Annotated in this window: 21 protein-coding genes; 7 read left to right on the top strand and 14 right to left on the bottom strand. The window is 62.7% G+C overall.

The window, feature by feature from the left end; all coding sequences use genetic code 11:
- Nucleotides 1-19 precede the first annotated feature (19 nt).
- From dapF to ACZ1JM_RS18250, 4 genes are read left to right on the top strand one after another with little or no spacing between them, the layout of a single operon-like run.
- Nucleotides 20-838: a diaminopimelate epimerase gene (gene dapF, locus ACZ1JM_RS18265; protein WP_465133757.1), complete on the top strand. Its 819-nt coding sequence runs from the start codon at nt 20-22 to the stop codon at nt 836-838.
- On the top strand, nt 835-2,013 hold the full coding sequence (locus tag ACZ1JM_RS18260) for a MiaB/RimO family radical SAM methylthiotransferase (RefSeq protein WP_465133756.1): 1,179 nt from the start codon (nt 835-837) through the stop codon (nt 2,011-2,013). The genes dapF and ACZ1JM_RS18260 overlap by 4 nt, the downstream gene beginning before the upstream one ends.
- Nucleotides 2,010-2,990 (top strand): signal recognition particle-docking protein FtsY, encoded by a 981-nt coding sequence (gene ftsY / locus ACZ1JM_RS18255; protein ID WP_465133755.1) that lies wholly within the window; start codon nt 2,010-2,012, stop codon nt 2,988-2,990. The genes ACZ1JM_RS18260 and ftsY overlap by 4 nt, the downstream gene beginning before the upstream one ends.
- Nucleotides 2,990-3,637 (top strand): inner membrane-spanning protein YciB, encoded by a 648-nt coding sequence (locus ACZ1JM_RS18250; RefSeq protein ID WP_465133754.1) that lies wholly within the window; start codon nt 2,990-2,992, stop codon nt 3,635-3,637. The genes ftsY and ACZ1JM_RS18250 overlap by 1 nt, the downstream gene beginning before the upstream one ends.
- Nucleotides 3,638-3,668: 31 nt before the next feature.
- Here ACZ1JM_RS18250 and ACZ1JM_RS18245 read toward each other — a convergent pair whose 3' ends face one another.
- Entirely contained in the window at nt 3,669-5,630 is a 1,962-nt protein-coding gene (locus ACZ1JM_RS18245) for a potassium transporter Kup (protein WP_465133753.1), read from the bottom strand.
- Between the two features lie 199 nt (nt 5,631-5,829).
- Nucleotides 5,830-8,418, bottom strand: coding sequence for a TonB-dependent receptor (locus ACZ1JM_RS18240; protein WP_465133752.1), 2,589 nt, complete (start codon nt 8,416-8,418; stop codon nt 5,830-5,832).
- 369 nt (nt 8,419-8,787) lie between these two features.
- Between ACZ1JM_RS18240 and ACZ1JM_RS18235 the strand changes: the two genes are divergently transcribed.
- Nucleotides 8,788-9,744, top strand: a complete 957-nt coding sequence (locus ACZ1JM_RS18235) for a cation diffusion facilitator family transporter (RefSeq protein ID WP_465133751.1) — start codon at nt 8,788-8,790, stop codon at nt 9,742-9,744.
- A gap of 6 nt (nt 9,745-9,750) precedes the next feature.
- Here ACZ1JM_RS18235 and ACZ1JM_RS18230 read toward each other — a convergent pair whose 3' ends face one another.
- The 11 genes from ACZ1JM_RS18230 to ACZ1JM_RS18180 all read right to left on the bottom strand — a co-directional run bounded on the left by ACZ1JM_RS18230 (nt 9,751) and on the right by ACZ1JM_RS18180 (nt 20,196).
- The gene (locus ACZ1JM_RS18230) at nt 9,751-10,515 is read right to left on the bottom strand and encodes a ParA family protein (RefSeq protein ID WP_465133750.1); all 765 of its coding nucleotides are present in this window, start codon (nt 10,513-10,515) and stop codon (nt 9,751-9,753) included.
- Nucleotides 10,516-10,642: 127 nt separating this feature from the next.
- Nucleotides 10,643-10,987 carry a DNA-directed RNA polymerase subunit omega gene (gene rpoZ / locus ACZ1JM_RS18225; protein ID WP_465133749.1) on the bottom strand — a complete coding sequence of 115 codons (345 nt, stop codon included), beginning with the start codon at nt 10,985-10,987 and terminating at the stop codon, nt 10,643-10,645.
- 102 nt (nt 10,988-11,089) lie between these two features.
- Nucleotides 11,090-12,163 carry a phosphotransferase gene (locus tag ACZ1JM_RS18220; protein WP_465133748.1) on the bottom strand — a complete coding sequence of 358 codons (1,074 nt, stop codon included), beginning with the start codon at nt 12,161-12,163 and terminating at the stop codon, nt 11,090-11,092.
- A complete protein-coding gene (locus ACZ1JM_RS18215; protein ID WP_465133747.1) occupies nt 12,160-13,359 on the bottom strand; it encodes an acyl-CoA dehydrogenase family protein in 1,200 nt (399 codons plus the stop codon). Before ACZ1JM_RS18215 ends, ACZ1JM_RS18220 begins: the two co-directional genes overlap by 4 nt.
- Nucleotides 13,359-13,916 (bottom strand): VOC family protein, encoded by a 558-nt coding sequence (locus tag ACZ1JM_RS18210; RefSeq protein WP_465133746.1) that lies wholly within the window; start codon nt 13,914-13,916, stop codon nt 13,359-13,361. The genes ACZ1JM_RS18215 and ACZ1JM_RS18210 overlap by 1 nt, the downstream gene beginning before the upstream one ends.
- An 11-nt stretch (nt 13,917-13,927) precedes the next feature.
- Nucleotides 13,928-15,367 carry a 2-oxo acid dehydrogenase subunit E2 gene (locus ACZ1JM_RS18205; protein ID WP_465133745.1) on the bottom strand — a complete coding sequence of 480 codons (1,440 nt, stop codon included), beginning with the start codon at nt 15,365-15,367 and terminating at the stop codon, nt 13,928-13,930.
- Between the two features lie 13 nt (nt 15,368-15,380).
- Nucleotides 15,381-16,394 (bottom strand): alpha-ketoacid dehydrogenase subunit beta, encoded by a 1,014-nt coding sequence (locus ACZ1JM_RS18200; protein WP_465133744.1) that lies wholly within the window; start codon nt 16,392-16,394, stop codon nt 15,381-15,383.
- Nucleotides 16,395-16,411: 17 nt separating this feature from the next.
- Nucleotides 16,412-17,401, bottom strand: coding sequence for a thiamine pyrophosphate-dependent dehydrogenase E1 component subunit alpha (locus tag ACZ1JM_RS18195; RefSeq protein WP_465133743.1), 990 nt, complete (start codon nt 17,399-17,401; stop codon nt 16,412-16,414).
- A gap of 34 nt (nt 17,402-17,435) precedes the next feature.
- On the bottom strand, nt 17,436-18,644 hold the full coding sequence (locus ACZ1JM_RS18190; RefSeq protein ID WP_465133742.1) for an acyl-CoA dehydrogenase family protein: 1,209 nt from the start codon (nt 18,642-18,644) through the stop codon (nt 17,436-17,438).
- Nucleotides 18,644-19,804: a thiolase family protein gene (locus tag ACZ1JM_RS18185; RefSeq protein WP_465133741.1), complete on the bottom strand. Its 1,161-nt coding sequence runs from the start codon at nt 19,802-19,804 to the stop codon at nt 18,644-18,646. The genes ACZ1JM_RS18190 and ACZ1JM_RS18185 overlap by 1 nt, the downstream gene beginning before the upstream one ends.
- Complete coding sequence (locus tag ACZ1JM_RS18180) at nt 19,801-20,196, bottom strand: Zn-ribbon domain-containing OB-fold protein (RefSeq protein ID WP_465135129.1); 396 nt, start codon at nt 20,194-20,196, stop codon at nt 19,801-19,803. Before ACZ1JM_RS18180 ends, ACZ1JM_RS18185 begins: the two co-directional genes overlap by 4 nt.
- A 154-nt stretch (nt 20,197-20,350) precedes the next feature.
- Between ACZ1JM_RS18180 and ACZ1JM_RS18175 the strand changes: the two genes are divergently transcribed.
- On the top strand, nt 20,351-21,997 hold the full coding sequence (locus ACZ1JM_RS18175; protein WP_465133740.1) for a GMC family oxidoreductase: 1,647 nt from the start codon (nt 20,351-20,353) through the stop codon (nt 21,995-21,997).
- Here the strand turns inward: ACZ1JM_RS18175 and ACZ1JM_RS18170 are convergent.
- Complete coding sequence (locus ACZ1JM_RS18170; protein WP_465133739.1) at nt 21,976-23,385, bottom strand: helix-turn-helix domain-containing protein; 1,410 nt, start codon at nt 23,383-23,385, stop codon at nt 21,976-21,978. The two genes, ACZ1JM_RS18175 and ACZ1JM_RS18170, sit on opposite strands and share 22 nt — an antisense overlap.
- A 147-nt stretch (nt 23,386-23,532) precedes the next feature.
- Here ACZ1JM_RS18170 and ACZ1JM_RS18165 point away from each other — a divergent pair, with 147 nt between their 5' ends.
- A complete protein-coding gene (locus tag ACZ1JM_RS18165; protein ID WP_465133738.1) occupies nt 23,533-25,125 on the top strand; it encodes an isocitrate lyase in 1,593 nt (530 codons plus the stop codon).
- Nucleotides 25,126-25,138: the final 13 nt, after the last annotated feature.

Here is a 25,138-nt window from a genome sequence, read left to right as displayed (position 1 = left end):
AACACCTAGATCGCGCGCGATGCGGATCGAATTCACCAAGATGCACGGCCTCGGCAACGATTTCATCGTGCTGGACGCGCGCGAGCGGCCTTTGCCCGCCGTCGATACGGAAATCGCGGCGGCGCTGGCCGACCGTCACACCGGCATCGGCTGTGACCAGTTGGTCGTGCTCGAACCGTCCAAAATCGCCGATTTTTGCATGCGCATCTTCAATGCTGATGGCAGCGAGGTTGAGGCATGCGGCAATGCCACCCGAGCGGTCGGCCTGCTGCACGGACGCGCCGCGCAGATAGAGACTCTGGGCGGCCTCATCAGCGCCAGTCCGGCTGACGGCGGGATCAGCGTAGAAATGGGCAAGCCCCGGTTCGACTGGAACCTGATCCCGCTGGCGTATGCGATGGACACGCATTCCCTGCCGGTGGCATGGGAGGAGCTGGTCAACCCCATCGCCGTCAACGTCGGTAATCCGCACGTCATCTTCTTCGTTGCAGACCCCTACGCCATCGACATGGCGCGGCTTGGCCCGATGATCGAGAACGACACGCTTTTTCCCGATCGGATCAACGTCAACGTCGCCGCTGTCACTGCTCCCGATGCGATGACGCTGCGCGTCTGGGAACGCGGCGCGGGGCTGACCCGGGCGTGCGGCACGGGTGCCTGCGCCACTGCGATCGGCGCGATGAAGCGCGGGCTGGTGGAGCGCCGCGTCACGGTGACGCTTCCCGGCGGCCCGCTGCGGATCGAATGGCGTGACGATGGCGAGATCATCATGACCGGCGCTGCGGCCGAGGCTTTTCGCGGCAGCTTCGATCCGGCGGACTTCGGGATCATCGTTTGACGCTCGAAGTTCATTCGCTCGGCTGCCGGCTGAACCTGGCCGAAAGCGAAAGCCTGCGCGCCATGCTGGGTGAGGAGCAGGACCTTGTCGTCGTCAACTCCTGCGCCGTCACCGCCGAGGCTGTGCGGCAAACCCGGCAGGCCATCCGCCGTGCCCGTCGCGCCCGGCCCGACGCGCGCCTGCTCGTCACCGGATGCGCCGCCGAAGTAGAGCGGGACATGCTCACCGCCATGCCGGAAGTGGACGGCCTTGTCGCCAATACCGCCAAGCTGGACCCCCGCGCCTGGAATGTCCCCGCCACGCCCCCCGCGCTGGCGCGGCGCGGCTATACACGCGGGTTCGTCCAAGTACAGAACGGGTGCGACCACGCTTGCACGTTCTGCGTCATTCCCCAGGGGCGCGGCCCCAGCCGATCGCGCAGCGTGGCGGACGTGCTGGTAGACGTTGCCGCCCACCTCGACGCTGGTGCCGGTGAGATCATCCTGACCGGTGTGGACCTGACCTCGTGGGGCGGCGATCTGCCGCAATCGCTCCGCCTCGGCGCGTTGTGCGAGGCGATCCTGACCCGCTTCCCCGCCCTCTCCCGCCTGCGCCTCTCCTCGATCGACGGGGCGGAAGTGGACGATGCGCTGTTCGAACTCATCGCCGGTGAAACGCGGGTCATGCCGCACGTCCATCTGTCGCTCCAGCATGGGGACGACCTGATCCTCAAGCGCATGAAGCGCCGGCATAGCCGCGCCGACGCCGCCGCACTGGTGCAGGGTCTGCGCGCCCGCCGCCCTGACATCGCCATCGGCGCCGATCTCATCGCCGGCTTCCCGACCGAGGACGACGCCGCCCACGCCGCAAACCTCTCGATCATCCGCGAACTGGAGGTCGTGCACGGTCACGTCTTCCCCTATTCGCCCCGCCCGGGCACTCCCGCCGCGCGCATGCCGCCAGTGAACGTGCCCACCATCCGCCAGCGAGCGGCGGAGCTGCGCGAAGCGGTGTCGCAGGTCCGGGCATCGTGGCTTGCCGCCCATCTGGGCAAACCGCTATGGGTGCTGGCTGAACGGGGCGGGACTGGCCATGCACCCGATTTCGCCCCCGTCCGCGTGCCTGAACAAACGCCACCCGGCACCCTGGTCAGCGTTGTCCCCACTCGGGTAGTCGAAGGAATACTGGAAGCATGAGTATCGAGGACCAGCCCGGCCAGGACGCTGCGGTCGACGGCGCGGGCCAGGGACAAGGCGGGGCCGAGTGGTCGAACCGTCTTTTCGGCGGCTTCCGCAAGACGTCCGAACGGCTGGCTGGCAACTTGTCCGGCATCGTCGGCGGATCACGGCTTACCCCGGCGCAGCTTGACGATCTGGAAGACGCGCTGATCATGTCGGACCTTGGCCCGCGCGCCGCCGCCCGCATCCGCGCGCGCCTGGCCGACGAACGCTTCGATCGCGATGCGGATGAACGCGCGATCATGGAAGTCGTCGCCCGCGAGATCGCAGAAATTCTGCGCCCGGTCGCCAAGCCGCTGGACATCGTCGCCTTCCCGCGCCCGCAGGTGATCCTGGTGATCGGCGTCAATGGATCGGGCAAGACCACCACCATCGCCAAGCTGGCGCACCTGTTCCAGGAACAGGACTATTCCGTCATGCTGGCCGCAGGGGACACCTTCCGCGCCGCCGCGATCGGCCAATTGCGGGTCTGGGCCGATCGCCTGTCGATCCCGATCGTCACCGGGCCCGAAGGTGGAGACCCCGCATCGGTGGTGTTCGACGCCTTGAAAGCGGCCACCGACACCGGGATCGACGCGCTGATCGTGGACACCGCCGGACGCCTGCAGAACAAGCGCGAACTGATGGACGAACTGGCGAAAGTGCGCCGCGTGCTCGGCCGTCTCAACGCCGCCGCGCCGCATGACGTGGTGCTGGTGCTGGATGCCACCAACGGCCAGAACGCGCTCTCGCAGATCGACGTTTTCAAGCAGGTGGCCAACGTCACCGGCCTGATCATGACCAAGCTGGACGGCACCGCGCGCGGCGGCATCCTCGTCGCGGCGGCCGAGCAGTATGGACTGCCGATCCACGCCATCGGCGTTGGTGAAAAGATCGACGACTTGCGCCCTTTCAACCCCGACCTGCTCGCGCGGGTGATAGCGGGAATTGCCTGATGACCACCGTTGCCAAACCCAAACCGAAAAGCTCGTGGGTCAACCTGCTCGTCGATTTCGGGCCGCTGCTGATTTTCTTCCTTGCCTATCGCCATTTCGCGCCGGCGGATGAAAACAACATGGTCGGCACTGTCGCCGCCGTCATCAAGGGCACGGTCGCGTTCATGGTGGCGACAGTCATCGCTCTGGCCGTGTCGAAGTGGCGGCTCGGCCACGTCTCGCCGATGCTATGGCTGACGACGATCCTGATCCTGGGCTTCGGCTCGGTCACGGTGATCCTGCGCGATCCGTTCTACGTCCAGATCAAGCCCACCGCCGTCTACCTGCTGTTCTCTGTGGTGCTGTTCGTGGGTCTGTTCCGAGGCAAGCCGATGCTCAAGTACCTGCTGCAATCGGCGTTCGAAGGGCTGGACGAGGCAGGCTGGATGAAGCTGTCGCGCAACTGGGCCTGGTTCTTCCTGGTGCTGGCGGTTCTGAACACCGCTCTTGTCTACACCGTCAGCTTCGACACCTGGATGCAGGCCAAGCTGTGGGGCTTCACCGTGCTTTCGTTCCTGTTCACGTTTTCGCAGCTGCCCATGGTGCTGAGGCACGGCATGGGCGAAGATGCGACGGAGAAGCTGGCGGAAAACCCGCCGCACGACTGATGATGGCGCGGGACCGAAGCCCTCGCGCCAATCAAATCTCCAGCTGGCTGCCCAGTTCGACCACCCGGTTCGTCGGCAGTCGGAAGAATTCCATCGCGCTGGCGGCGTTGCGCATCATCCACGCGAACAGCTTTTCACGCCAGATCATCATGCCCGGCTTCTCCGACGGCACCAGGGTCTGGCGGGAGAGGAAGAAGCTGGTCTTCATCATCTCGAACGGACCCCCGCACATCGGCGCATGGGCCAGCGCGGCGGGGATGTCCGTCTCCTCCATAAAGCCGTAGCGCAGCTTCATGCGATAGAAGCCCTGCCCCAGTTCCTGCACGGAAAAACGGTCGTCAGGCTCGACATACGGCATGTCCTGCACTTCGACGGTCAGCACCACCACGCGTTCGTGCAGCACCTTGTTGTGCTTGATGTTGTGCAACAGCGCCGATGGCACGCCCATGTGGGTGGAGGCCATGAAGATCGCCGTGCCGGGCACGCGTGTAGCGCTGCCGTGCGCGCTCTTGGCAAAGACGTTCAGTGGCAGCGCCGCCTCGGTCATCCGGTCGCGCATCAGGCGGCGACCCTTGTTCCACGTCGTCAGCAAGGTGAAGGCGATGGCCCCGATCAGCAGCGGGAACCAGCCGCCGTCCGGCACCTTGGTCGCATTCGCGGCGAAATAGGCGCCGTCCACTACGAAGAACGTCACGATCACCGGGATCGCCAGCCACAGCTTCCAGCGCCACAGTACTATCAACAGCACCGCCATCAGGCAGGTATCGATCAGCATCGCCCCGGTCACCGCGATGCCATAGGCCGACGCCAGGTTGGACGAGTTCTGGAATACCAGCACCAGTACGATCACACCCGCCATCAGCGCCCAGTTCACGAAGGGGATGTAGATCTGCCCCACTTCATGCTCACTGGTGTGCCGGGTGGACAGACGCGGGATAAAGCCCAGCTGCATGGCCTGATGCGTGATCGAAAAGGCCCCGGAAATGACCGCCTGACTGGCGATGAACGCCGCGCAGCTCGCTAGGATCACCAGCGGCAGGCGCAGCGATTCAGGGGCAAGGTTGAAGAACGGGTTCTCCATCGCGACTGCCGCCTGCGCATCGTCCAGCCCCAGGATCATCGCCGCCTGCCCGAAATAGTTGATCAGCAGGCAGGGCATCACGAACCCGAACCACGACAGCCGCATCGGTCCGCGTCCGAAGTGCCCCATGTCCGAATAAAGCGCTTCCGCCCCCGTCACCGCCAGCACGACCGAGCCGAGCGCCAGGAAGGCCAGCACCTTGTCGGTGAGAAAGAACTGCACCGCGAACCACGGGTTCAGCGCCTTCAGCACCTCAGGCATCTGCACCAAGTGGTAGATACCCAGCACCGCCAGCACGATGAAATAGGTCACCATGACCGGGGCAAACAGCGCGCCGACTTTGGCCGTACCGCTTTTCTGGATGACGAACAGCCCCACCAATAGAACCAGCGCGATTGGCAGCACGAAAGGCGACAGGTCCGACTGAACCACCGTCAACCCTTCCACCGCCGAGAGCACGGAAACCGCTGGGGTGATCATCGAGTCGCCATAGAACAGCGACGTCGCAAAAACGCCAAGCAGCACGACGAGATAGCGGTAGCTGGATTTCTTGAATGCGCCGGATATCAAGGCAACGAGCGCCAGGCTGCCGCCCTGCCCCTTGTTGTCCGCGCGCATGAGAATCGAGACGTACTGGACCGAGACGACGAGTGTCATCGACCAGAAAATCAGGCTGACGACGCCAAGGACGTGCAACTCATCGATTGCCAGCGGATGCGGGCCAACGAAGGTTTCGCGAAAAGCGTAGATCGGGCTGGTGCCGATGTCGCCGAAAACGACGCCCACGGCACCCAGCGCCAGCTTGGTGATATTGCCTGATCCGTGTCCATGCCCGGATCCGTTAGCCTTCGCCACCGTCCCTGGTTCCAACGCCACCGGTCCGTCAGACGTACCCGCAGTTCCATCACTCATTCAAGCGTCCTGTCATGGACTCGCAGAAGCGCATTCGCCACTGCGGCAAGGTTTGCGCCGTTAGCAGCATGGACGAGGCCTAGCAACGATCCTTGCAACCAGATGAACAACCAGGCTCGGTGCTTCTCAATCCGGAACGAAAAAGGGGAGAAACCTCGTGGTTCCTCCCCTTTCTTTTGCCGATGCAGATAGAGGTCGATCAGAAGCCCATGATAAACGTAGCGCTGATCGCGCGCGGCGAACCGAAGTTCACGAACGCGTTTGTCGAATTCGAAAGCGTGTCCAGACCACCCGAGAACGAACCGACGTAGTATTTATCGAACAGGTTCGATACGTTCAGCTGGATCTCGCTCTTGTCCAGCCCCAGCTTTTCAAGCTTGTAGCTGACGTTGAGGTCAACGACGGTATAGCCCTTGAACTTGGCGCCCGGGAAGATGCGCGTCGGCACGCCGCCAACATTCACCGTCTGAATTTCGCCGTTGATGTCGTTCAGGAACCGCGAGCCGGTGTACTTGGCCTGCGCGCCAACCTGCAGGTCACCCACATCGACCTGTGCGCGACCACCCACCAGCCATTCGGGAGCAGCGCGTTCACGCTTGCCCGCCGTGCGGAGGTAGGAAACGCCGTTCTGGGTGTAGCAAAGGTTCGCGCGAGCGATGTCGCTGGTGGCGGCACAGCTACCGGTCACCACGTCGTCCTGGATTTCAGACTTGATCCACGATCCGAACACGTAGAGCGACAGTGGCGGGACCGGGCGGACCGAGACGCTGGCATCGATGCCGTACTTCTTCACCTTGCCGAGGTTGGTATCGGTGGCGTTGCCATCGATGTCATACGCCGTGACGAGGCGATTGTTGTAGCCCGAGTACCAGCCGACGAGGGCCGCCTGAACGACCGAGGACTGGTAGCGCAAGCTGAGGTCGAAGCTGTCCGACGTTTCCGGAGTACGGTACGATGAATCATCGCCGACCGGGAAGAAGAACGCATTATACAATGTGTCCGTGCTGGGAACCGAGAGGTTCTTTGCGTAGCTCGCGGCGATGCTGATTTCCGGGGTAAAGCGGAACGTAGCGCCGACGTTCGGCAGAACCTTGTCGTACTTCAGCTTGCGTGACTGTGGGCCAGCGGCACCGGTCGCGCGACCCGTGGCCGGGTTGAACGAGTACGGGTTGGCGGCGGCATATGCAGCTGCCTGATCGGCCGGCACGCAGTTCACGAATGCGCCCGACGCGCCGCCGGTGCTCGTGGTGAAGCAGTTCTGTGTCAGATCACGCGTGAAGAACGGCGCGGCGACGCCGAGCAGGACGGTCAGCTGATCGTCCATGAAGCTGCCGCGATATTCAGCAGCGACCTTGTGCAGCGTGGCGTAGGAGTCGCGGTCACGCTTCTGCAGCACGTTTCCGGCGGCATCCGTCAGCGGATCGTTCACCGGGAACACGTCGAACGGCTCGCCATTGGGCTTCAGCAAACCAGCCGCGCCGGTCTGGCGGTGGTGGGCGCGATCGAACGAGTACGACAGACGCACGCGGTTGGTGTCGTTCAGTTCGTAAGCCAGGTTGGCGATCGCCACGTAGCGGTTCGTCTTGGTCTGGCTGGGCTGCACGACGGTCACTCGGCCAATCAGCCCGTCGCCGTTCAGGTCGCGCCCGAAATAGAACTGTCCGCCGTAGTTACCGGTGAACTGCTGTCCGCCCGACGTGAAGAAGCTTTCGAACGCGTTTGACGTGCCGCCGCCGTTTGCCTTCACATACTGATATGCAGCGTCAACCGACAGGGTCAGTCGATCGGCCAACGTGAAGAGCGAAGCAAGGCGTACGTTGCCAGTGTTGGACGGGTTGTAACGACGCTCGAAATCGGTGCCGCATCCGTTAGGCGCGCTGTTCGTGGAGACCGTGCACGGATAACCGTTAGCAATGTCGTAGAAACGCTCTGACTTGTTGCCGGTGAATGCCGATGCGCGCAGCGCCGAACCACCGAAGTTGTTGCGGTTTTCGTTGTAGTGCGCGGCGAGCGAGATGAAGTCGTTGCCGCTGCCGATCGGCTGGTAAATCTTGGCGTTCAGCTGCTTCTTCTGCACCTTGCCATAATTGGCGAAGGTTGCGCCGTTGCGCGCGAACGAGCCCGTGAGGTAGGCTTTGGTACCGGCGGAAGTGAACTCGCCAGTCTCTACCTTGGCGAAGTAGCGCTGGAACGCGCGGTCTTCACCACCCGAACCCGAAGCGGCGATATCGCCGTAGGAGAAGCTGGTCATCAGGCCGAACTGATCGTCCGGCACCTTGGTGTTGATGTTGACGGTGCCGCCAACCGCCGCCGCCGTCGGGCTATCGACGTCGGTCGAACCCAGGTTGACGTTTACGGTCTCGATGATCTCGGCATCAACCTGCTGGTTGGAGTAGATCGCGTAGTTGCCCGAATCGTTGAGCGGAATGCCGTCAAACGTCTGGGCGATACGGCTGGAATCGAAGCCGCGGATGGTGAACGAGCCGCCCGACGAACCCCAGGGATCGTTATTGGTAAAGCTGACGCCCGGAACCAGGTTGATGATTTCGTTTACCGACTGGCCGGCGCGCTGCGCGTCGATAATCTCGCGGCCGATCTGGACCTTTGCCTTCGGCGAATCCGGAACCCTGATGCCGGCGACTTCGCCGACGCGGGCGCCGGTCACGATGATCGAATCGCCTTCGAATTCAGCCGAACCGGTGGACTGCGCGAACGCGGGGAGGGAAAGAGCGGCGGCGCTGACAGCAAGTGTGCTGGTTGCGATCTTGAGGAGGGAGAGCGAGTTCATGATATGCCCCTGAGCTTGTCAGACTGGAGTGTTCACAATGTGCGACGAAACGCGTGCGCCACATGTTGCTGCGGCTGCTAAGAGCAGGCGCATATGACAACTTTCTGACATTTGGGAATCATTTAGAAACACTCACGCGAAATTTTGTGACAGAAAAATCACGTTGGTAAAATTCACCATATAATTTCTAAATGTTTCAAATATTTACTAATTATGACGACTAATGATCTGAGGTAAAAATATCACGCCCTGTTGCCCCTCATGCTGCAACTGCGATGAGGCTCTGTGCAGCATGCGATGTTTTGCCCCTCACACGTGATGTTACGTCATCGCTTGATGACAGCCATGACCCGTGCAAAGCACCCAATTATGAGCGCTGGACACCATCATCACGGGCACGAGCATCATGGCCATCATGGTCACGGGCATGTCCACGCCACGCCCCCTGCGCCTGGTAGTTCGAACCGGGCATTCGCAATCGCGGTTTCGCTCAACCTCGTTTTCGTAGTCGCCGAAGTGGTGGCTGGCTTCCTCAGCGGATCGATGGCGCTGCTGGCCGACGCCGGCCATAACCTTAGCGACGTACTGTCACTGGTACTGGCATGGGCGGCGGCGATCCTTTCGGCCCGCCCGCCATCGGAGCGCTTTACCTATGGCTTGAAAAGCTCATCTATCCTCGCGGCGATCGCAAACGCGGCACTGCTGTGGATCGCGATTGGCGCGATTTTGGTCGAGACGATTCGCCGCATCGCCGAGCCGGAGCCGGTGGCCGGGACGATGATGATCATCGTGGCGGCATTGGGAATCGCGGTGAACGCCCTGTCCGCGCTGCTGTTTGCCAAAGGAGCGAAATCGGACCTCAACCTTCGTGCGGCGTTCGTTCACCTGATGGCCGACGCGCTGGTATCGGTCGGCGTAGTGATCGCGGGTATTGTCATTGCCATGACCGGGTGGGCGCTGGTGGACCCGATCACCTCACTGGTGATCACTGCCGTCATCGGGTGGTCGAGTTGGGGCCTGCTACGGGACGGGGTGCACATGGGGATGCTGGGCGTTCCGGCCGGTATCGACGGAGGCAAAGTAAGGGCATTTCTGGAACGACGGCCGGGCGTGACGCGCGTGCACGACCTTCACATCTGGCCGATGAGCACGACGGAGACTGCCCTCACCGCCCATCTGGTGATGCCGGGTGGGCAGCCGGGCGATGATTTCCTGCACGATCTTGCCCATGATCTGGAACATGAGTTCGGCATCGGCCATCCCACCATCCAGGTGGAAACCGAAGAACATGGGCCGTGCCGCCTGGTGAGCGAGGCTGTGGTCTAACGCTTGTCAGCTTTTGCGCTGAGCGAGCTTGGCATCGATCGCGCCCCACAGCCGGGCAAATGACTGCGACGCGGGGCTTTGCGGGGCCAACACGCCGACCGGTTGGCGCTGCACGGCGCATTGTTCGACCACGCTGGCATAAGGGATCGACGGCCAGCTAGGGTTGGTTTCCTGCGCCTGCTTGTGCAGGCCCCGCCGCATGTCGAGCATCGACAGAACCGGCAGGATCGGCGGGTGGCGCTTGGTGTTGCCCGCAATTTCCTGGACGACGAGGTCGAACGCCCGCGCCGAGAGCGGTGACGGCGGCAGCGGCACGATCACGAGATCGGCCGCTCGCACGATCTGTGCAGACAGTTCGTTCATCACCGGCGGGCAATCGAGGATGATGCGCGCGTAGTCGCCCGCCAGTTCCTCGGTCAGCTTCGCCAATCTCTTACGCTTCCCGATGCGGGATAACTGCGCATCGAGGCTGCGGATGGATTCGTCGGCGGGCAGGATGTCCAGGCCATCGAAGGCGGTCCGCTGGATGAGCCGGGATGCCGGGCGATCGCGTGCAAAGACCTCTTCCGCGAGGCGGGAGCCGGTTGGTTCGACGCCATACAGGAAGCCGGAACCGCCCGCCGCGTCGAGATCCCACAGGAGCGTGCGCCGCGATCCGGTTGCCGAGCACCACGCGAGATTAGCTGCGAAGGTCGTTTTGCCCACCCCGCCTTTCACGCTGTACACCGCGATGGTCGCACCGCGTTCAGGCAAGGCGGAAGCGTCTTTCACAGACGCATCAAGGGGACCAGCCCTTTTGGGCGGTCCCCCGGAAAATCCGATGATGCGAGGCAGTTTCGATTTCGCGGACACTGCACCGATCGTTGCCTGTCAAACATCGACAGTCAACGAAAACACATCAACCGTCGTAATCGCCGCCGAGCGACGTATTGCGGGTCGGAGCCGATGCCGTGATACGCAGAGCCTCTGCCGACTGGCTGAGAGAGCCGACATCGTCCATTTCGTCATCATCGTCAGGCAGGACGCGCTGCATCGATGTGACGAGCGTTTCCTTGAGGATCGACGGCGTGACGGTCTGCTCGGCGATTTCGCGCAGGGCGACGACCGGGTTCTTGTCGCGATCGCGATCGATAGTGAGTTCCGCGCCGCCCGAAATCTCACGCGCACGCTGAGCGGCGAGCAGGACGAGATCGAAGCGGTTGGGGATCTTGTCGACGCAGTCTTCGACAGTTACGCGCGCCATGGGCACTCCCGGAAAGAATCTGAAAGGTTCGGAAAGGCCGGCAGATAGTCCCCGACATCGGCAAAGTCAAGGATATCGGGGCAGGCGATCGCTAAGGAGCCCCTACCCTTCCGCGAACCCCCACGCCAGTCGGGCCAGTTCCGGAAATGCTTCGGCCCGGTCCCTGGCCTGTGCGTTGGACGCCGTGCCCCGTATCACTCGGCCTTTGATGCCGTGAAAGATCGCAGCGAGGCGGAAGAAGTTGAACGCCATGTAATAACGATAGTCGGCCAGCCCTTCCCGGCCCGTTCGGCGGCAATAGGCGGCGACATAGTCCTCCTCGCTCGGGATGCCCAGCGCGGCTATGTCCACGCCGCCGAGTCCGGCGACGATATGCGGCGGCATGTGATACATCATGGCGTGGTAGGCGAAGTCTGCCAGGGGATGGCCCAGCGTCGACAGTTCCCAATCCAGCACCGCCAGCACGCGCGGCTCGGTGGGATGGAAGATCATGTTGTCGATGCGGAAATCGCCGTGGATCACGCTGGAGGCGCCATCGTCCGCCGGCATGTTCGCTTCGAGCCAGGCGATCACCGCATCCATGTCGTCGTTACGGCCGGCGGCCTCGTCTTCGACATACTGTTTAGACCATCGACCTACCTGACGTGCGAAGTAATTGCCGGGCTTGCCATAGTCACCCAGGCCAATGGCGTCCGGGTCGTAGGAATGAAGCTGCGCAATCGTCGCGTTCATGGCATCGAAGATCGCGGCGCATTCTTCGTTTGAAACGCCGGGAACACTCGCGTCCCAGAAGATGCGGCCTTCCACCATCTCCATGACGTAGAACCAGGTGCCGAGCACGGCGTCGTCGGTGCACAAGCCATAGACTCGCGCCGCAGGAAAACCCGCGCCGTGCAAGGCGGATAGGACCTTCGCCTCGCGCTCGACGGCGTGTGCACCTTTCAGCAACTGACCGGGAGGCTTGCGCCGCAGTACGTAGGACCGCCCCGGCGTCACCAGCTTGTATGTCGGGTTTGACTGACCGCCCTTGAATTGCTCGACGCTTAGCGGACCGGCAAAATCCTCGACATTGGACTCCATCCACGCCGTCAGCGCCGCCTCGTCGAAAGCGTAGCCTTCGCGAACGGCGGTGGTGCCGGAGTTGGCCTCAGACAGATCGGGCGCGACGTCGCTCATTGCGCCGCAGCCTCCTGCGCCTTGCGCCAGTCACGGCGGATCTTCTTCGCAAGGCTCCATTTGTGGACCTCGGTAGGGCCGTCGTAGATGCGGAACGCCCGTATCTCGCGGAACACCTGCTCCACGATGGTGCGCTCGGTCACGCCGATGCCGCCCAGCACCTGCACGCAGTTGTCGGCGATCTTCATCAGCGCTTCGGACACCGAAACCTTGGCCATCGAGCTCTCGATGGTGCCGAGCGACCCCGAATCGAGAACGCTGGCGCACCAGTCGATCATCAGTTCGCACTGCTTGATGAGAATCTGGTTCTCCGCGAGCATGAAGCCCACGCCTTCGTGCTCGATCAGCTGCTTGCCGAAGGCCATGCGGCGGCAGGCGTAATCGCTGGCGATCTCGTGCGCGCGCATGCACGCTCCCAGCCACCGCATGCAGTGAGACAGGCGGGCCGGGCTGAGGCGGATCTGCGCGTATTTGAAGCCCTCGCCCGGATTGCCGAGCATCTGTTCCGCCGGCACCCGCAAGTTATCGATCGTCAGCGTGGCGTGGCCGCCCGGCATGGACGTGTCGATGGTATTGGGCACCTCGTCTATGCGAATGCCGTCATCCGGCAGTTCGACCAGGAACATGCAGGCGCCGCCCTTGGTGTCTTCCTCTTCCGACGCGGCCATGACGATGCCCACCATCGCACCCTGAGCGCCGGTGATGAAAGTCTTGCGCCCATTGACCACCCAATGGTTGCCGTCCTTGCGGCAGGTGGTCTTCATCATCGACGGGTCGGAACCGGCGCCGCCCCAGTCGGCCGGTTCGGTCATGAAGAAAGCCGAACGGCCCTTTCCTTCGACCAGCGGCTTGAGAAACCGATCCTTCAGTTCCGGCGAACCGACATGGCCGATGAGGTACATGTTACCCTCATCCGGTGCGTTGGTGTTGCAGGCCAGCGGACCAAGCGGGGACAGCCCTGATCTGATCAGGACAACCGCCGTCTCGCGCTGCGTCAGATGCGATCCGTCCTGATTGATGTGCGGGGTGAGCACACCCTCCTCACGCGCCAGCATGCGCATTTCCATCACCAGTTCGTCTGTCGGCGCACCGTGATGATCGCGGCGCGGATCCTTCTCGTAAGGGATGATCTTTTCGCGCACGAATGCCTCGACCTTGTCGGCCAGGTACTGCGCGTGCTGGGAAATGTCGGTCATTATTGAAGCACCCGGATCGGATCGGAACCATCCCAGTCGCGGGCGGCATCCTTCATCATCTGGAACAGACCTTCGGTGCCGGTAAGCGGCTGAAGGTATTCGATTACATGGCCGGGGCCCTGGCCGGGATCGACGTAGATCACTTCGCCATCGGCGCCCACTTTGCCTTCGACGATCACTTCCGCCCCTGCTTCCGCGCAGGCGGCCCGCGCTTCGGCGATGGATTCGACGAAGATGCAGACATGATGCAGCCGGTCGCGCACGGCATATTCGCCTGAATAGAGCGAGGGGGCATCGCTGTCGGTCTTGATCAGCTCGATCTGGATATCGCCCCAGTAGCCTATCGCCATGGAGAACGTGGCGTCGGTAGGCTGGCCCTTGTACTTCATGTCATCAAGCCGCACGTCGTTGAGCACGAAGAACGGGCCGACGCCGACCGTCTCGATCCAGTACTTCATCGTGGCATCGAAATCGGTCGGGAAATAAGCGAGCTGGATCACATCGCCCAGCCGCTTGAGCGGTCCGGGCTTGATGGGAGTGGTTGCCGCTCCGGTCATTGCATTTCCTTTCAGGCGAAGATGCCCTCTGGCTGTTCGATCAGGCCCTTCAACGTCTGCAGGAACTGCGCCCCCGCCGCCCCGTCGATCGCCCGGTGATCGACCGACAACGTGACCGAGATGCGCGTTTCGAAGGCGATGTCGCCGGACGGTGTCTCTATCGGCTGGCGCAGCGCTGCACCTACGGCAAGGATCGCGCCCTGCGGTGGATTGATGATGGCATCGAAGTTCTCGATCCCGAACATCCCGAGGTTGGAGACGGAGAAAGTGCCCCCCTCCATGTCGTCCATGCTGAGCTTGCCGGCCTGCGCCTTGTCGATAAGGCGGCGGGTTTCCGCTGCGATCTGGTCTATGCGCATGAGATTGGCCTGGCGAACGACCGGAGTGACGAGGCCCTTGGGGCTGGCCACGGCGATCGACACGTCGGCGTGCGGAAAGCGATGGATTTCCTGCCCATGGACCTGGACGTTGACATCGGGATGACGGGCAAGCGCCATGGCGCAGGCCTTGACGATCCAGTCGTTGACCGATGCCTTGCACCCCAACACGACGTTGGCGGTCTTGCGCATCTCCATCAGCGCATCGGCGCTGGCGGACATCCGCAGGTAGAAGTGCGGCAACTCCTGCTTGGCCTTGGTCAGCCGCTGCGCCACCACTTTGCGAACGCGATCGAAAGGCACGACTTCGGGGCGGTTTTCACCAGCCACGAATTCCGGCGTACCGATCGCACCGGCCGACGCCTTGGGCGCGGGGACGAGGGCGAGCACGTCCGCTTTCGAAATGCGGCCACGAGGGCCGGTTCCGGTAAGACCCAACAGGGAAAGCCCGTGCAATGCCGCGATCCGGCGGGCCAGGGGAGAGGCCAGGACCTTGATGTCGTCGGCAGGTACATCCAATGTACCTTTAGGTGCCATTTGCGCCGGACCACGCAGTGCCTTCACCACGTCCTGATGCGTGATGCGACCGCCACGTCCGGACCCTTCGATCCCGGCGATATCCACGCCTTCATCTTCTGCCAGACGCAGAGCTTCGGGGCTGATCGGACGGTTCGTGTCGATCTTGACGCGGTGCTTTTCAGGCTCGGGATCAATAGCGGCGGCGGGTTTCGGTTCGGGCTCCTTGGACTTTTCCGCACCCTTGGCGATACCGCCCTCGGCCGGCTTGAAGTTGGAGACGAATGCATCGATCTCCTCGTCCGAGTGCCTCCCTTCATCGAAGACCGCCAGCAAGGCGCCCACAGGTTCTGCGTCGGTACCGCCGCCAACCACAATGCGGCGAACGGTGGCGTCGTACTCGGCTTCGACCTCGTTAGTGATCTTGGCGGTTTCGATCAGGCACAGCGTCTGGCCCCGCTTGAAGGTGTCACCTTCCTTCACCATCCAGTCGGCGATCGTGCCCTCGGTCATTTCGATGCCCCATTTCGGCATCGTGAATGCGCGTATGCGGCTCATGTCTGCGCCCCCTTCAACGGTAGTCGAGCGTCTTGCGCACGGCCGCCGCGATCTTCGCAGGGCTGGGCAGATAGGCGCTTTCGAGTTCGCGGGCGAACGGAACGGGCGTATGCGGCGGGGTCACCATCTCCACCGGGGCCTTGAGGCTGGCGAAGGCCTTCTGGGCGATCAGCGAGGAAATGTCGGTCGCGAGCGAGCAGCGCGGAGGCGCTTCGTCGACGATGACCGCGCGGCCGGTAACCTCGACGGAATCGAGGATCGCTTCCTCATCCAGCGGAGACGTGGTGCGAATGTCGATAACGTCGCAGCCGATGCCGTCCTGCGCCAGATCGTCTGCTGCCGTCTCGGCATACCGCACCATCATGCCGCTGGCGATGATCGTCGCATCCTGACCTGCACGGGCGAGCCGGGCGTGGCCGAAGGGGATGCAGAAATCCGGGTCGTCGTTCACTTCCCCACTCATCGCGTAGAGGAACTTGTGCTCCAGGAAGACCACCGGGTCATCGTCACGGATCGCCTGACGCAGCAGGCCGCAGGCGTCTTCCGGCGTTGCCGGCATGACAACCTTGATGCCGGGCATGTTGGTCACGAACTGGCTAATCATCTGGCTGTGCTGCGCGGCGGCGTTGTAGCCTGCACCAACCGGCATGCGGATCACCGCCGGGCAGATCGACTTGCCACCGAACATGTAGCGGAACTTGGCGATCTGGTTCCAGAGCTGGTCCATGCAGACACCGATAAAGTCAGCGAACATGATCTCCGCGACCGGGCGCTTGCCGGCGAGAGCGAGACCGCCCGCTGCGCCCATGATCGCGCTTTCGCTGATAGGGGTGTCGATGACGCGGTCCGGTCCGAACGCCTCGTATAGACCCGTCGATGTAGACCAGATGCCCCCGATCGCTTCTGGTCCGCCGGCCGTACCCATACCGCCGACGACGTCTTCGCCCAGTACGACGACGCGTTCGTCACGCTGCATTTCCTGGAAGATCGTGTTGCGGATGGCATCGCGATACAACATTTTTGCCATGGTTCTCGCTCCTGCCGTCAGTAGCTGATGTAGACGTTGTCGAGGACATTCTCGGGCTGCGGACGAGCCGCCGCGCGAGAGGCGGTGACCGCATCCTCGATTGCCTTGAGAGCGTCCGTGTCGATCGTGTCGAGGTCCCCGTGATCGAGCAGCGCGGCCCCCGTCACGCTCTTGCGGAAAATCTTGAGGCAATCGCGCTCGGCACGCAGCCGATCGAGTTCGCCATCGCCGCGATACCGCTGCGGATCGCCTTCGAAGTGGCCGAAGAAACGCTCGGTGTCGAATTCCACCGCAGCCGGACCGTTGCCGGGGACGCGGACATACTCCAGCACTTCGCGGAACGCGTCGTAGACGGCGAAGAAGTCGGTCCCGTCTGCGCGCCATACTTTCATGCCGAACGCTTCGGCGCGGCTGGCGATGTCGCGCACGGTGCCGACCGCGTAGTCCACACCCGTATGTTCGGAGTAGTGATTGTTTTCAAAGACGAAGATTGCGGGTGCCTTGGTGACCACGGCGAGGTTCATCGCCTCAAACGTGGTGCCTTGGTTGCAGGCGCCGTCGCCCGAAAACGCGATCGCGACGGCGAGCTTGCCGTTCTCGTCCGGTCCGTCGATCTTGTTGGAAATGGCCGCGCCGACCGCAATCGGTGCTCCGGCGCCGACGATGCCGTTCGCCCCGAGCATGCCCTTGTCGATATCGGCGATGTGCATGGATCCGCCCTTGCCGTTGCAAAGGCCTTCCTGGCTACCCCAGATCTCCTTCATCATGCCCTCCACGTCGCAGCCCTTGGCAAGGCAATGGCCGTGGCCGCGGTGGGTAGAAACGATCTTGTCCCGTTCGGTCAGATGCTCGCAGACGCCGACTGCGACGGCTTCCTGGCCGCAGTAAAGGTGCGTGAAGCCCGCGATTTCGCCGGTCTGGATCTCTTCATGGAGCCGTTCCTCGAATTCGCGGATCAGCTTCATCTGCCGATAGGCGCGGGTCAGCGCCTCGCGGTTCAGCTGCATGTCGGGTTCCTCTCGTTATTATCGTGAAGGGCCATTACAGGCCCAGCACGGACTTGGCGATGATCGTGCTCTGGACTTCGTTGGTGCCACCAAAGATGGTCCAGGCGCGACTGTTGAGATAGCGGGCAGACGCGACTTGCGCCTCCTTGGAATGAATGCCTTGTGGGGCATTGTCACCATAAAGCGGACGCGCCGTTTCAAGCTGCAGACCGGCAGGCCCGTAAAGGTCTACCGCCAGAAGGTCGATATCCTGCCGCAGATTGGACGCCAGCAGCTTGGTCAGCGAGGTTTGCGGGCCGGCGGGGCGACCCTTCGCGATTTCGGAGATGATTTTCAGTTCGATCATTTCCAGCGCGTTGACGGACAAACGCGTCTTGGCCAGACGACGGCGGAAGTCGGTTTGATCGAACAACCGCCCCCCCCGGCCATCGCCTTCCTCTTTCGATGCGCTCTCGATCTGGTCGAGATCATAGCCGAGCTTGGGCGCGTGACACGATCCGCCGCGTTCGTTTTCCAGCAGGAACTTGGCAATCGTCCAGCCCTGTCCTTCCTCGCCAACGAGATTGTCGGCCGGGACCATCACGTCCTCAAGAAACACCTGGTTTACTTCGTGATCGCCCGCGTTCGTGAGGATCGGGCGGACCGAAACGCCGGGACTGGCCAGATCGATCAGCAGGAAGGAGATGCCCGCCTGCTTTTTCACTTCGGTGTTTGTGCGCACCAGCGTGAACATGCGGTTGGCATGATGAGCGTGCGTGGTCCAGATCTTCGAACCCGTGACCCGGTAGTGATCGCCCTCGCGAACGGCGCGGGTCTTCAGGCTGGCAAGGTCGGAGCCCGAACCCGGTTCTGAAAAGCCCTGACACCAGTAATCCTCACCCGAGAGGATGCGCGGCAGGACTTCCGCCTTCTGCGCTTCGGTCCCGAAATTATAGATCACCGGCGCCAGCAGCTTCAGGCCCAGCACCGTCAGGTTGGGCGCCCCGGCGGCGGCGCATTCCTTTTCGAAAAGATATCGTTGCAGCGGGGTCCAGCCGGTTCCGCCATGTTCGGCAGGCCATTGATAGCCAAGCCAGCCCTTCTTGTGCAGAACCGCGTTCCAAACTTGCCCGATGTCCGGTTCCACGAAGACCGAAGGAGTTGCGGCCGCGCCCGCTTTCACGTCCGAAGGCAGATTATCGCGGAGGAACGCGCGCACATCTTCGCGAAATGCGGCGTCTGCGGGGGAAAGTTCGATATCCATCAGCGTTCCAGAATGGTGACGGCGGAGACGCCCGGGGCGCCATAGACGTGGCTGTAAGCAGTCTTGGGATTGCCAGGCACCTGGCGGCCACCGCCATCTCCGCGCAATTGCACGACGTTTTCGTAGACCTGCCGCAGGCCCGACGCTCCGATCGGCTCCCCGCACGCAAGGCAGCCTCCATCGGTGTTGACCGGCAGCGCACCGCCGATTTCGGTATGGCCTTCGGCCAACCACTTCTCCTGATCGCCATCCGCACAGAAGCCATTTTCGGCCATGTGCATGATTTCGGCCCCGGCTTCGGTATCCTGAAGCTGCGCGACGTCGATGTCTCCCGGCCCGATCCCGGCCAGACGATAGGCGTCGGCAGAGGCGATGCGCGAAGCGGTACCGCGTGGCTTGGTATCGTCCTCCACCACATCGACGGAGGGCGCGAACACTTCGAAGCTGTGCGGCGGCCGGGTACGCATCGTCGCAGCCTTCAGGCGGATCAGCGGCTTGCCCAGTTCGCGCGCCTTTTTCTCGCTCGCCAGGATCAGTGCGACACCGCCCTCCGCAGGAGAGCAGAACATGTATTTCGTATAAGGATCACTGACCAGCGGTGCCTGCAGGATATCCTCCATCGACACCGGCTGGCGGCGCCAGGCATGCGGGGCGTGCACGGCGTTTCGAAACGCCTTCTCCGCGACTCTCGCAAGGCTCTCCTGCGAGATGCCGAACATGCTCATGTACCGCATGATCTTCGCAGCGAAGAACTGGGTGGTGACCATCTGGCCGACCTCGCCATACCAGTCGGGCAGGTTGTATTCCGCGGGAAGGGCGTTGAAAGCGCCGCGCGGATGCTTGTCGAAACCGACAGCCAGGCCGATGTCGAACTCGCCGGACTTGATCGCCATCTGCGCGGAAAACAGCGCAGAGCCACCCGCCGCGCAGCCATTGCGCACGTTGATGAACTGCATGCCCGTCAGGCCCAGACGATCGACCATCGTATCGGGATTGCCCGCAGCGTCGGAACTTCCGTAAGCAAACTGAAGGTCGGGCCATTCAATACCGACGTCCGCCAAGGCCTGCCGAACGGCGAACACACCCTGATCGACGCCGGACAGGCCATCGGTGCGGCCGAACGGATGGATACCCACGCCGATAATGCACACGTCGCTCACAAGGCTTCTCCTGCTGGCACGAAGGCGGGGATCAGCACGCTGTCGGCATCGTCGGGGTTCAACGGCGCGGGAGAGAACCTGACCGGCATGCCGATCTTCACGTCTTCGAATGCGACGTCGTTCAAGCGGGCCTCGACGATCACTTCGCCGGGAAGCTCGACGTAGGCGACCACCCACGGCCGGAACGCATCAGGTCCGGCATAGGGAGGCGTCTTGGGTCGATAGCGCTGGACGGTCCAGGACCACAACTTGCCCTCTGACGATAGCGGCACGGGTTCATGGGTGGGTGCATCGGGGCATGGAAAGACGATCCGGCCACTCTGCCGGTCCTTGCCACCGATCAGGCGCGGCTGCGCTTCATCGGTGAACAGGCCTTTCGCGATCGCTTTCATTGCACTCCCATCCCACCGTTCGACCCGTTCCGGCTTTTCACTTCCGGTCATGTCCCCGTTTAAGCCTGCCCGCCCCGGCATTGTGACTCATCAAAACGCTAGGGTAGTCATTGCGCTAGTTCGTGCCACGTCTCTGCGCCGGGAGAGATCAAGCATGTCGAAAGCGTGGGATTACATTATCGTCGGGGCAGGGTCCGCTGGCTGCGTCATGGCCGAGCGGCTCAGCGCGGACGGCAAATCGCAAGTCCTCGTGCTGGAAGCGGGCGGAGAGAACGACAGTTTCTGGGTCACCCTGCCCAAGGGCGTCGCCAAGCTCGTCAAGAAGCCCGAGCATATGTGGGCCTATAACGTCGCGCAGCCTCGCGATCCGGGCAGCAACAGCCCGGGCGGCGAGGTATGGATTCGCGGCAAGGGCCTCGGCGGGTCATCCTCGATCAACGGCATGATCTGGAGCCGGGGCGAGCCCGCCGACTACGACGCATGGGAAGCCGATGCCGGAGCCACCGGCTGGAACGGCGCCAGCATGACACAGGCGTTTCTCGAATTGGAAGACCACAAGGCCGGGCCCGGCCCCATGCGCGGATCGGGCGGTCTCGTGCGCGTGGATCCGGCTTGCTTCAAATACCCCCTTGCAGAGCGCATGATCGAGGCGGGCGAGACGGTGGGCCTGAAGCGCGTGGACGATCTGAACGGCACGGCGGGTCCGCGCGTTGGCTATTACAGCCACAACATCCGCAAGGGTAAGCGCGATTCGGCGGCACGCACGTACCTAGCGAAAGCCCGAAAGCGGCCAAACGTCACGGTGATAACCGGCGTGATGGCCGAACGCATCGTTTTCGACGGCACTCGCGCGACAGGCCTGGACGTTACCGTGAACGGTCGCCCGCAGCGGCTGGACTGCTCCGGCGAAATCGTGGTGAGCGCAGGCGCGATGGAAAGCCCGCTGCTGCTCCAGCGATCCGGCATTGGTCATCGTGACCGGCTGGCGGCGGCGGGCATCCCGCTGGTCGCGCACTCACCCGACGTGGGCGAGAAGATGATCGAGCACCTGTCGCTCTCGATGCCGTTCCGGCTCGATCAAGGCAAAGGCACCAACAAAAGCTTTTTCGGACTTGGCGCGGCGCTCGCCATGCTGCGCTATCTCATCAAGGGTGACGGCGTGCTGGCGACCGGGCCGTTCGAAGTCGGCGCGTTCTGCAACGTTGCCCACCCGGATGGTCGCACCGATACGCAGTTCTACCTTGGCGGCTACACGTTCAAGGTCGGGGACGACAAGGACCCGGTCCCGCTCGACAGGATCGATCCCCTGCCCGGCGTCACCATCTACGGTCAGCTCCTCCGCCTAACCAGCGAGAGCAGCGTGCGCGCCACCGGCCCTGCCAGCGCGGACCCTGCCGATATTCACCACAATTTCCTCAGCACCGACCACGACCGGCGATCCGCCATCGCGCTGGTGCGGCGGATGCGGGAGTATGTCCGCGCTGCCCCGCTGGACCGGATGGTCGGCAAGGAACTGGTCCCCGGCGACGACGTGCGGAGCGACGAGGAAATACTCGCAATGTTCCGCCGTCTATCAAGTTGCGGACTTCACGCGATCCGGTCCTGCCGCATGGGCGGGGACGCGGATGCGGTGGTTGATCCCCGCTTACGTGTGAACGGGGTTCAAGGTGTCCGTGTCGCGGATTGCTCTGTCATGCCAGGGCATGTCACCGGCAACACCAATGCTCCGGCGATGGCGCTTGGCCTGCGAGGTGCCAAACTGATGATCGAGGACCGGGCTCAGCTTTCGGCGAAAGTGTAGGGCTGCGCGGCACGGCGATAGTCATCGGACAGCACCTCCCGGCCGATCGGGGGCACCGATCGCGCCGTGCACTCGGCACGCTGACACAGGCGGCACGTCACTCCGATCGGGGTGACCGGAGCATTGGCGGGCAGCGTATCTGCGGCGTAAACCAGACGACTCGCCTGTCCCGCTTCGCAGCCAAGCGCTACGGCCCGGATGACCCGTGATCCACGCGCCTGCCCGGCGTGACCAGCACCGCCGCCGATCACCGTTCGTGCAATGGAAAAGAAGCGCTCTCCGCTTGGCAGTTCAAGCCACTGCGTTGCGATTTCGCCGGGGCGCCGAAATACCTGATGGACATTCCACAAGGGGCATCCTCCCCCATGCGCGGCGAAGGGAAAGCCCGCGCCGTCCAGCCGCTTGGAAACGTTGCCCGCTTCGTCGACCCGAATGAAGAAAAAGCCCACGCGCTCATCACCTGGGCGCTGCAGGGTGGTTAGGCGGTGCGCGACCTGTTCGAAGCTGACGCCGAACAGCGCGCACAGAGCATCGATGTCGTATCCCCGCTGTTCAGCCGCGCGGGCAAACTTGCCGTAGGGCATCACGATAGCCGCCGCCGCGTATCCCGCAAGCGCCCGAAGCAGCAAGGTCGCGGTCGTACGGCTGGAGAAACTTTCGGCCCTGATCGCCTGCTTTATCTCGCTGCGCAAAGCGGAATGGGCGATGTGCGTCGCGATCTGGAAAGCGCGGCTGGCCGCGTCGAGAGTATCGGCAATCAGCAACTGCTGATTATGGCGATCAAAACGACGCAACGATTCCATCATCACATCGGGAGGAAGGAAGCGGACGCGCACACCCTGCTGCGCAAGCCACGCACTCGCGCCGCCACCCTTGTCGATCTCGGCCGCCAATTCCTCGGCTTTGCTATCGATCGTATGGAAGTAGTTGCGAGAGGTCGCCAGAAACCGCTGTGCCTCGCGAACGGGTTCGTTTTCGTCCGCGCCGGGGCCCGCCGCCCGTTGCTCGGCCAGCGCCTGTGCCTCCGTCACATAGGCCTGATGGAGCCGCAGCAGGGCTTCGGACACGCCGGGAAAACTGGTGGCAAGGTCGGCCACTTCCAGCGGAGGCAAATCTATGTCCGCGAAGATGGGATCGCGCAGCACGTCCGCCAGCCGCCGGGCGTATTCCTGACTGTCATCCCCCGCCAGATCGGCCACGTCCAGCCGATAGGTCCGGGCGAGCCGCACCAGCATGTCGGCTGTCACCGGACGCTGGTTACGCTCGAGCAGAGCGATGTAGCTGGGCGAAATCTCCAGATCGTCAGCCATCGCCAGCTGGGTAAGCCCCAATTCGCGCCGCAGCCGTCGCAGGCGCGGGCCCATGTAGAGAGGTCTGTTATCAGCCATGATCGCCACCATTGTAAGGACCGCACAACTTTACAAGGAAAATATGTAAAGTTTTACAAACGCACGTCGCAGGCGATTTCCGGGCCGATCAAATGAGCATACCTCGATCGCAACAGACGCATCGTCTCTGCACAGAGGACACTGAACGTGACGTACCAGACCAAGATCACTGAAGCCGGCAACACCATCAGCACCGAAACCCGCTGGCATGGGATCGAAGCGGAATCGGTCGCCCGTATGCGCCTGCAAAACCGCTTCCAGACCGGCCTCGACGTTGCACGCTACACGGCAAACATCATGCGTCAGGACATGGCCGCCTACGATCAGGACCCGGCCAACTACACACAGTCGCTCGGCTGCTGGCACGGTTTCATCGGCCAGCAGAAGATGATCTCGATCAAGAAGCACTTCGGCACCACCAAGGGCCGTTATCTTTACCTGTCAGGCTGGATGGTCGCCGCGCTTCGCAGTGAGTTCGGCCCCCTCCCCGATCAGTCGATGCATGAGAAGACGTCGGTCCCTGCCTTGATCGAGGAACTGTACACCTTCCTTCGCCAGGCCGATGCCCGCGAACTCGGCATGATGTTCCGCGATCTCGACAAGGCTCGCGACGCTGGTGACGAGATGGAAGCGAAGCGCCTTGAGCACGCGATCGATACGTATGAAACGCATGTCGTTCCGATCGTCGCCGACATCGACGCCGGATTCGGCAACGCGGAAGCCACCTATCTCCTCGCCAAGAAGTTCATCGAAGCAGGCGCCTGCTGCATCCAGATCGAAAACCAGGTGTCCGACGAAAAGCAGTGCGGCCATCAGGACGGCAAGGTTACGGTCCCGCATGAGGACTTCATCGCCAAGATCCGCGCCGTTCGCTACGCCTTCATGGAACTGGGCGTTGACGAAGGCCTGATCGTCGCCCGCACGGACTCGCTGGGGGCGGGCCTCACCAAGCAGATCGCCTTCACTCGCGAGCCTGGTGACATCGCCGACCAGTACAATGCATTCCTCGACTGTGATGAAATTGACGGCGCGAACCTTGGCCATGGAGACGTGCTTATCAGCCGCGATGGCAAGCTGCTGAAGCCAAAGCGCCTGCCCAGCAACCTGTACCAGTTCCGCCCGGGCACCGGGGAGGACCGCTGCGTTCTGGACTGCATCCATGCACTGGAAAATGGCGCGGACCTGCTCTGGATCGAAACCGAAAAGCCCCACATCGGTCAGATCGGCGGAATGGTCAGCCGCATCCGCGAAGTGATCCCCAATGCCAAGCTGGTCTACAACAACTCGCCCAGCTTCAACTGGACGCTCAACTTCCGCCAGCAGGTGTACGATGCATGGGAAGCCGCTGGCAAGGACGTCTCCGCGTTCGACCGTGCCCGTCTAATGAGTGTGGACTACGATGGCACCGAACTTGGCGACGAAGCCGACGAGCGCATCCGCACGTTCCAGCGAGACGCGGCGCGCGAGGCAGGTATCTTCCATCACCTGATCACGTTGCCCACGTATCACACGGCTGCCTTGTCAACCGACAATCTGGCCAAGGAATACTTCGGCGAGGCGGGTATGCTCGGCTACGTCAAAGGCGTGCAACGTCAGGAAATCCGCCAGGGAATCGCGTGCGTCCGTCACCAGAACATGGCCGGATCCGACATCGGCGACGATCACAAGGAATACTTCGCCGGTGAAGCCGCCCTCAAGGCAGGCGGCGCGCACAATACCATGAACCAGTTCGCAGCCTGAGTACCCGCAAGCA

This window comes from Novosphingobium sp. BL-S-24 (genome assembly GCF_055521575.1).
This window is presented reverse-complemented; position numbering and strand designations above follow the sequence as displayed.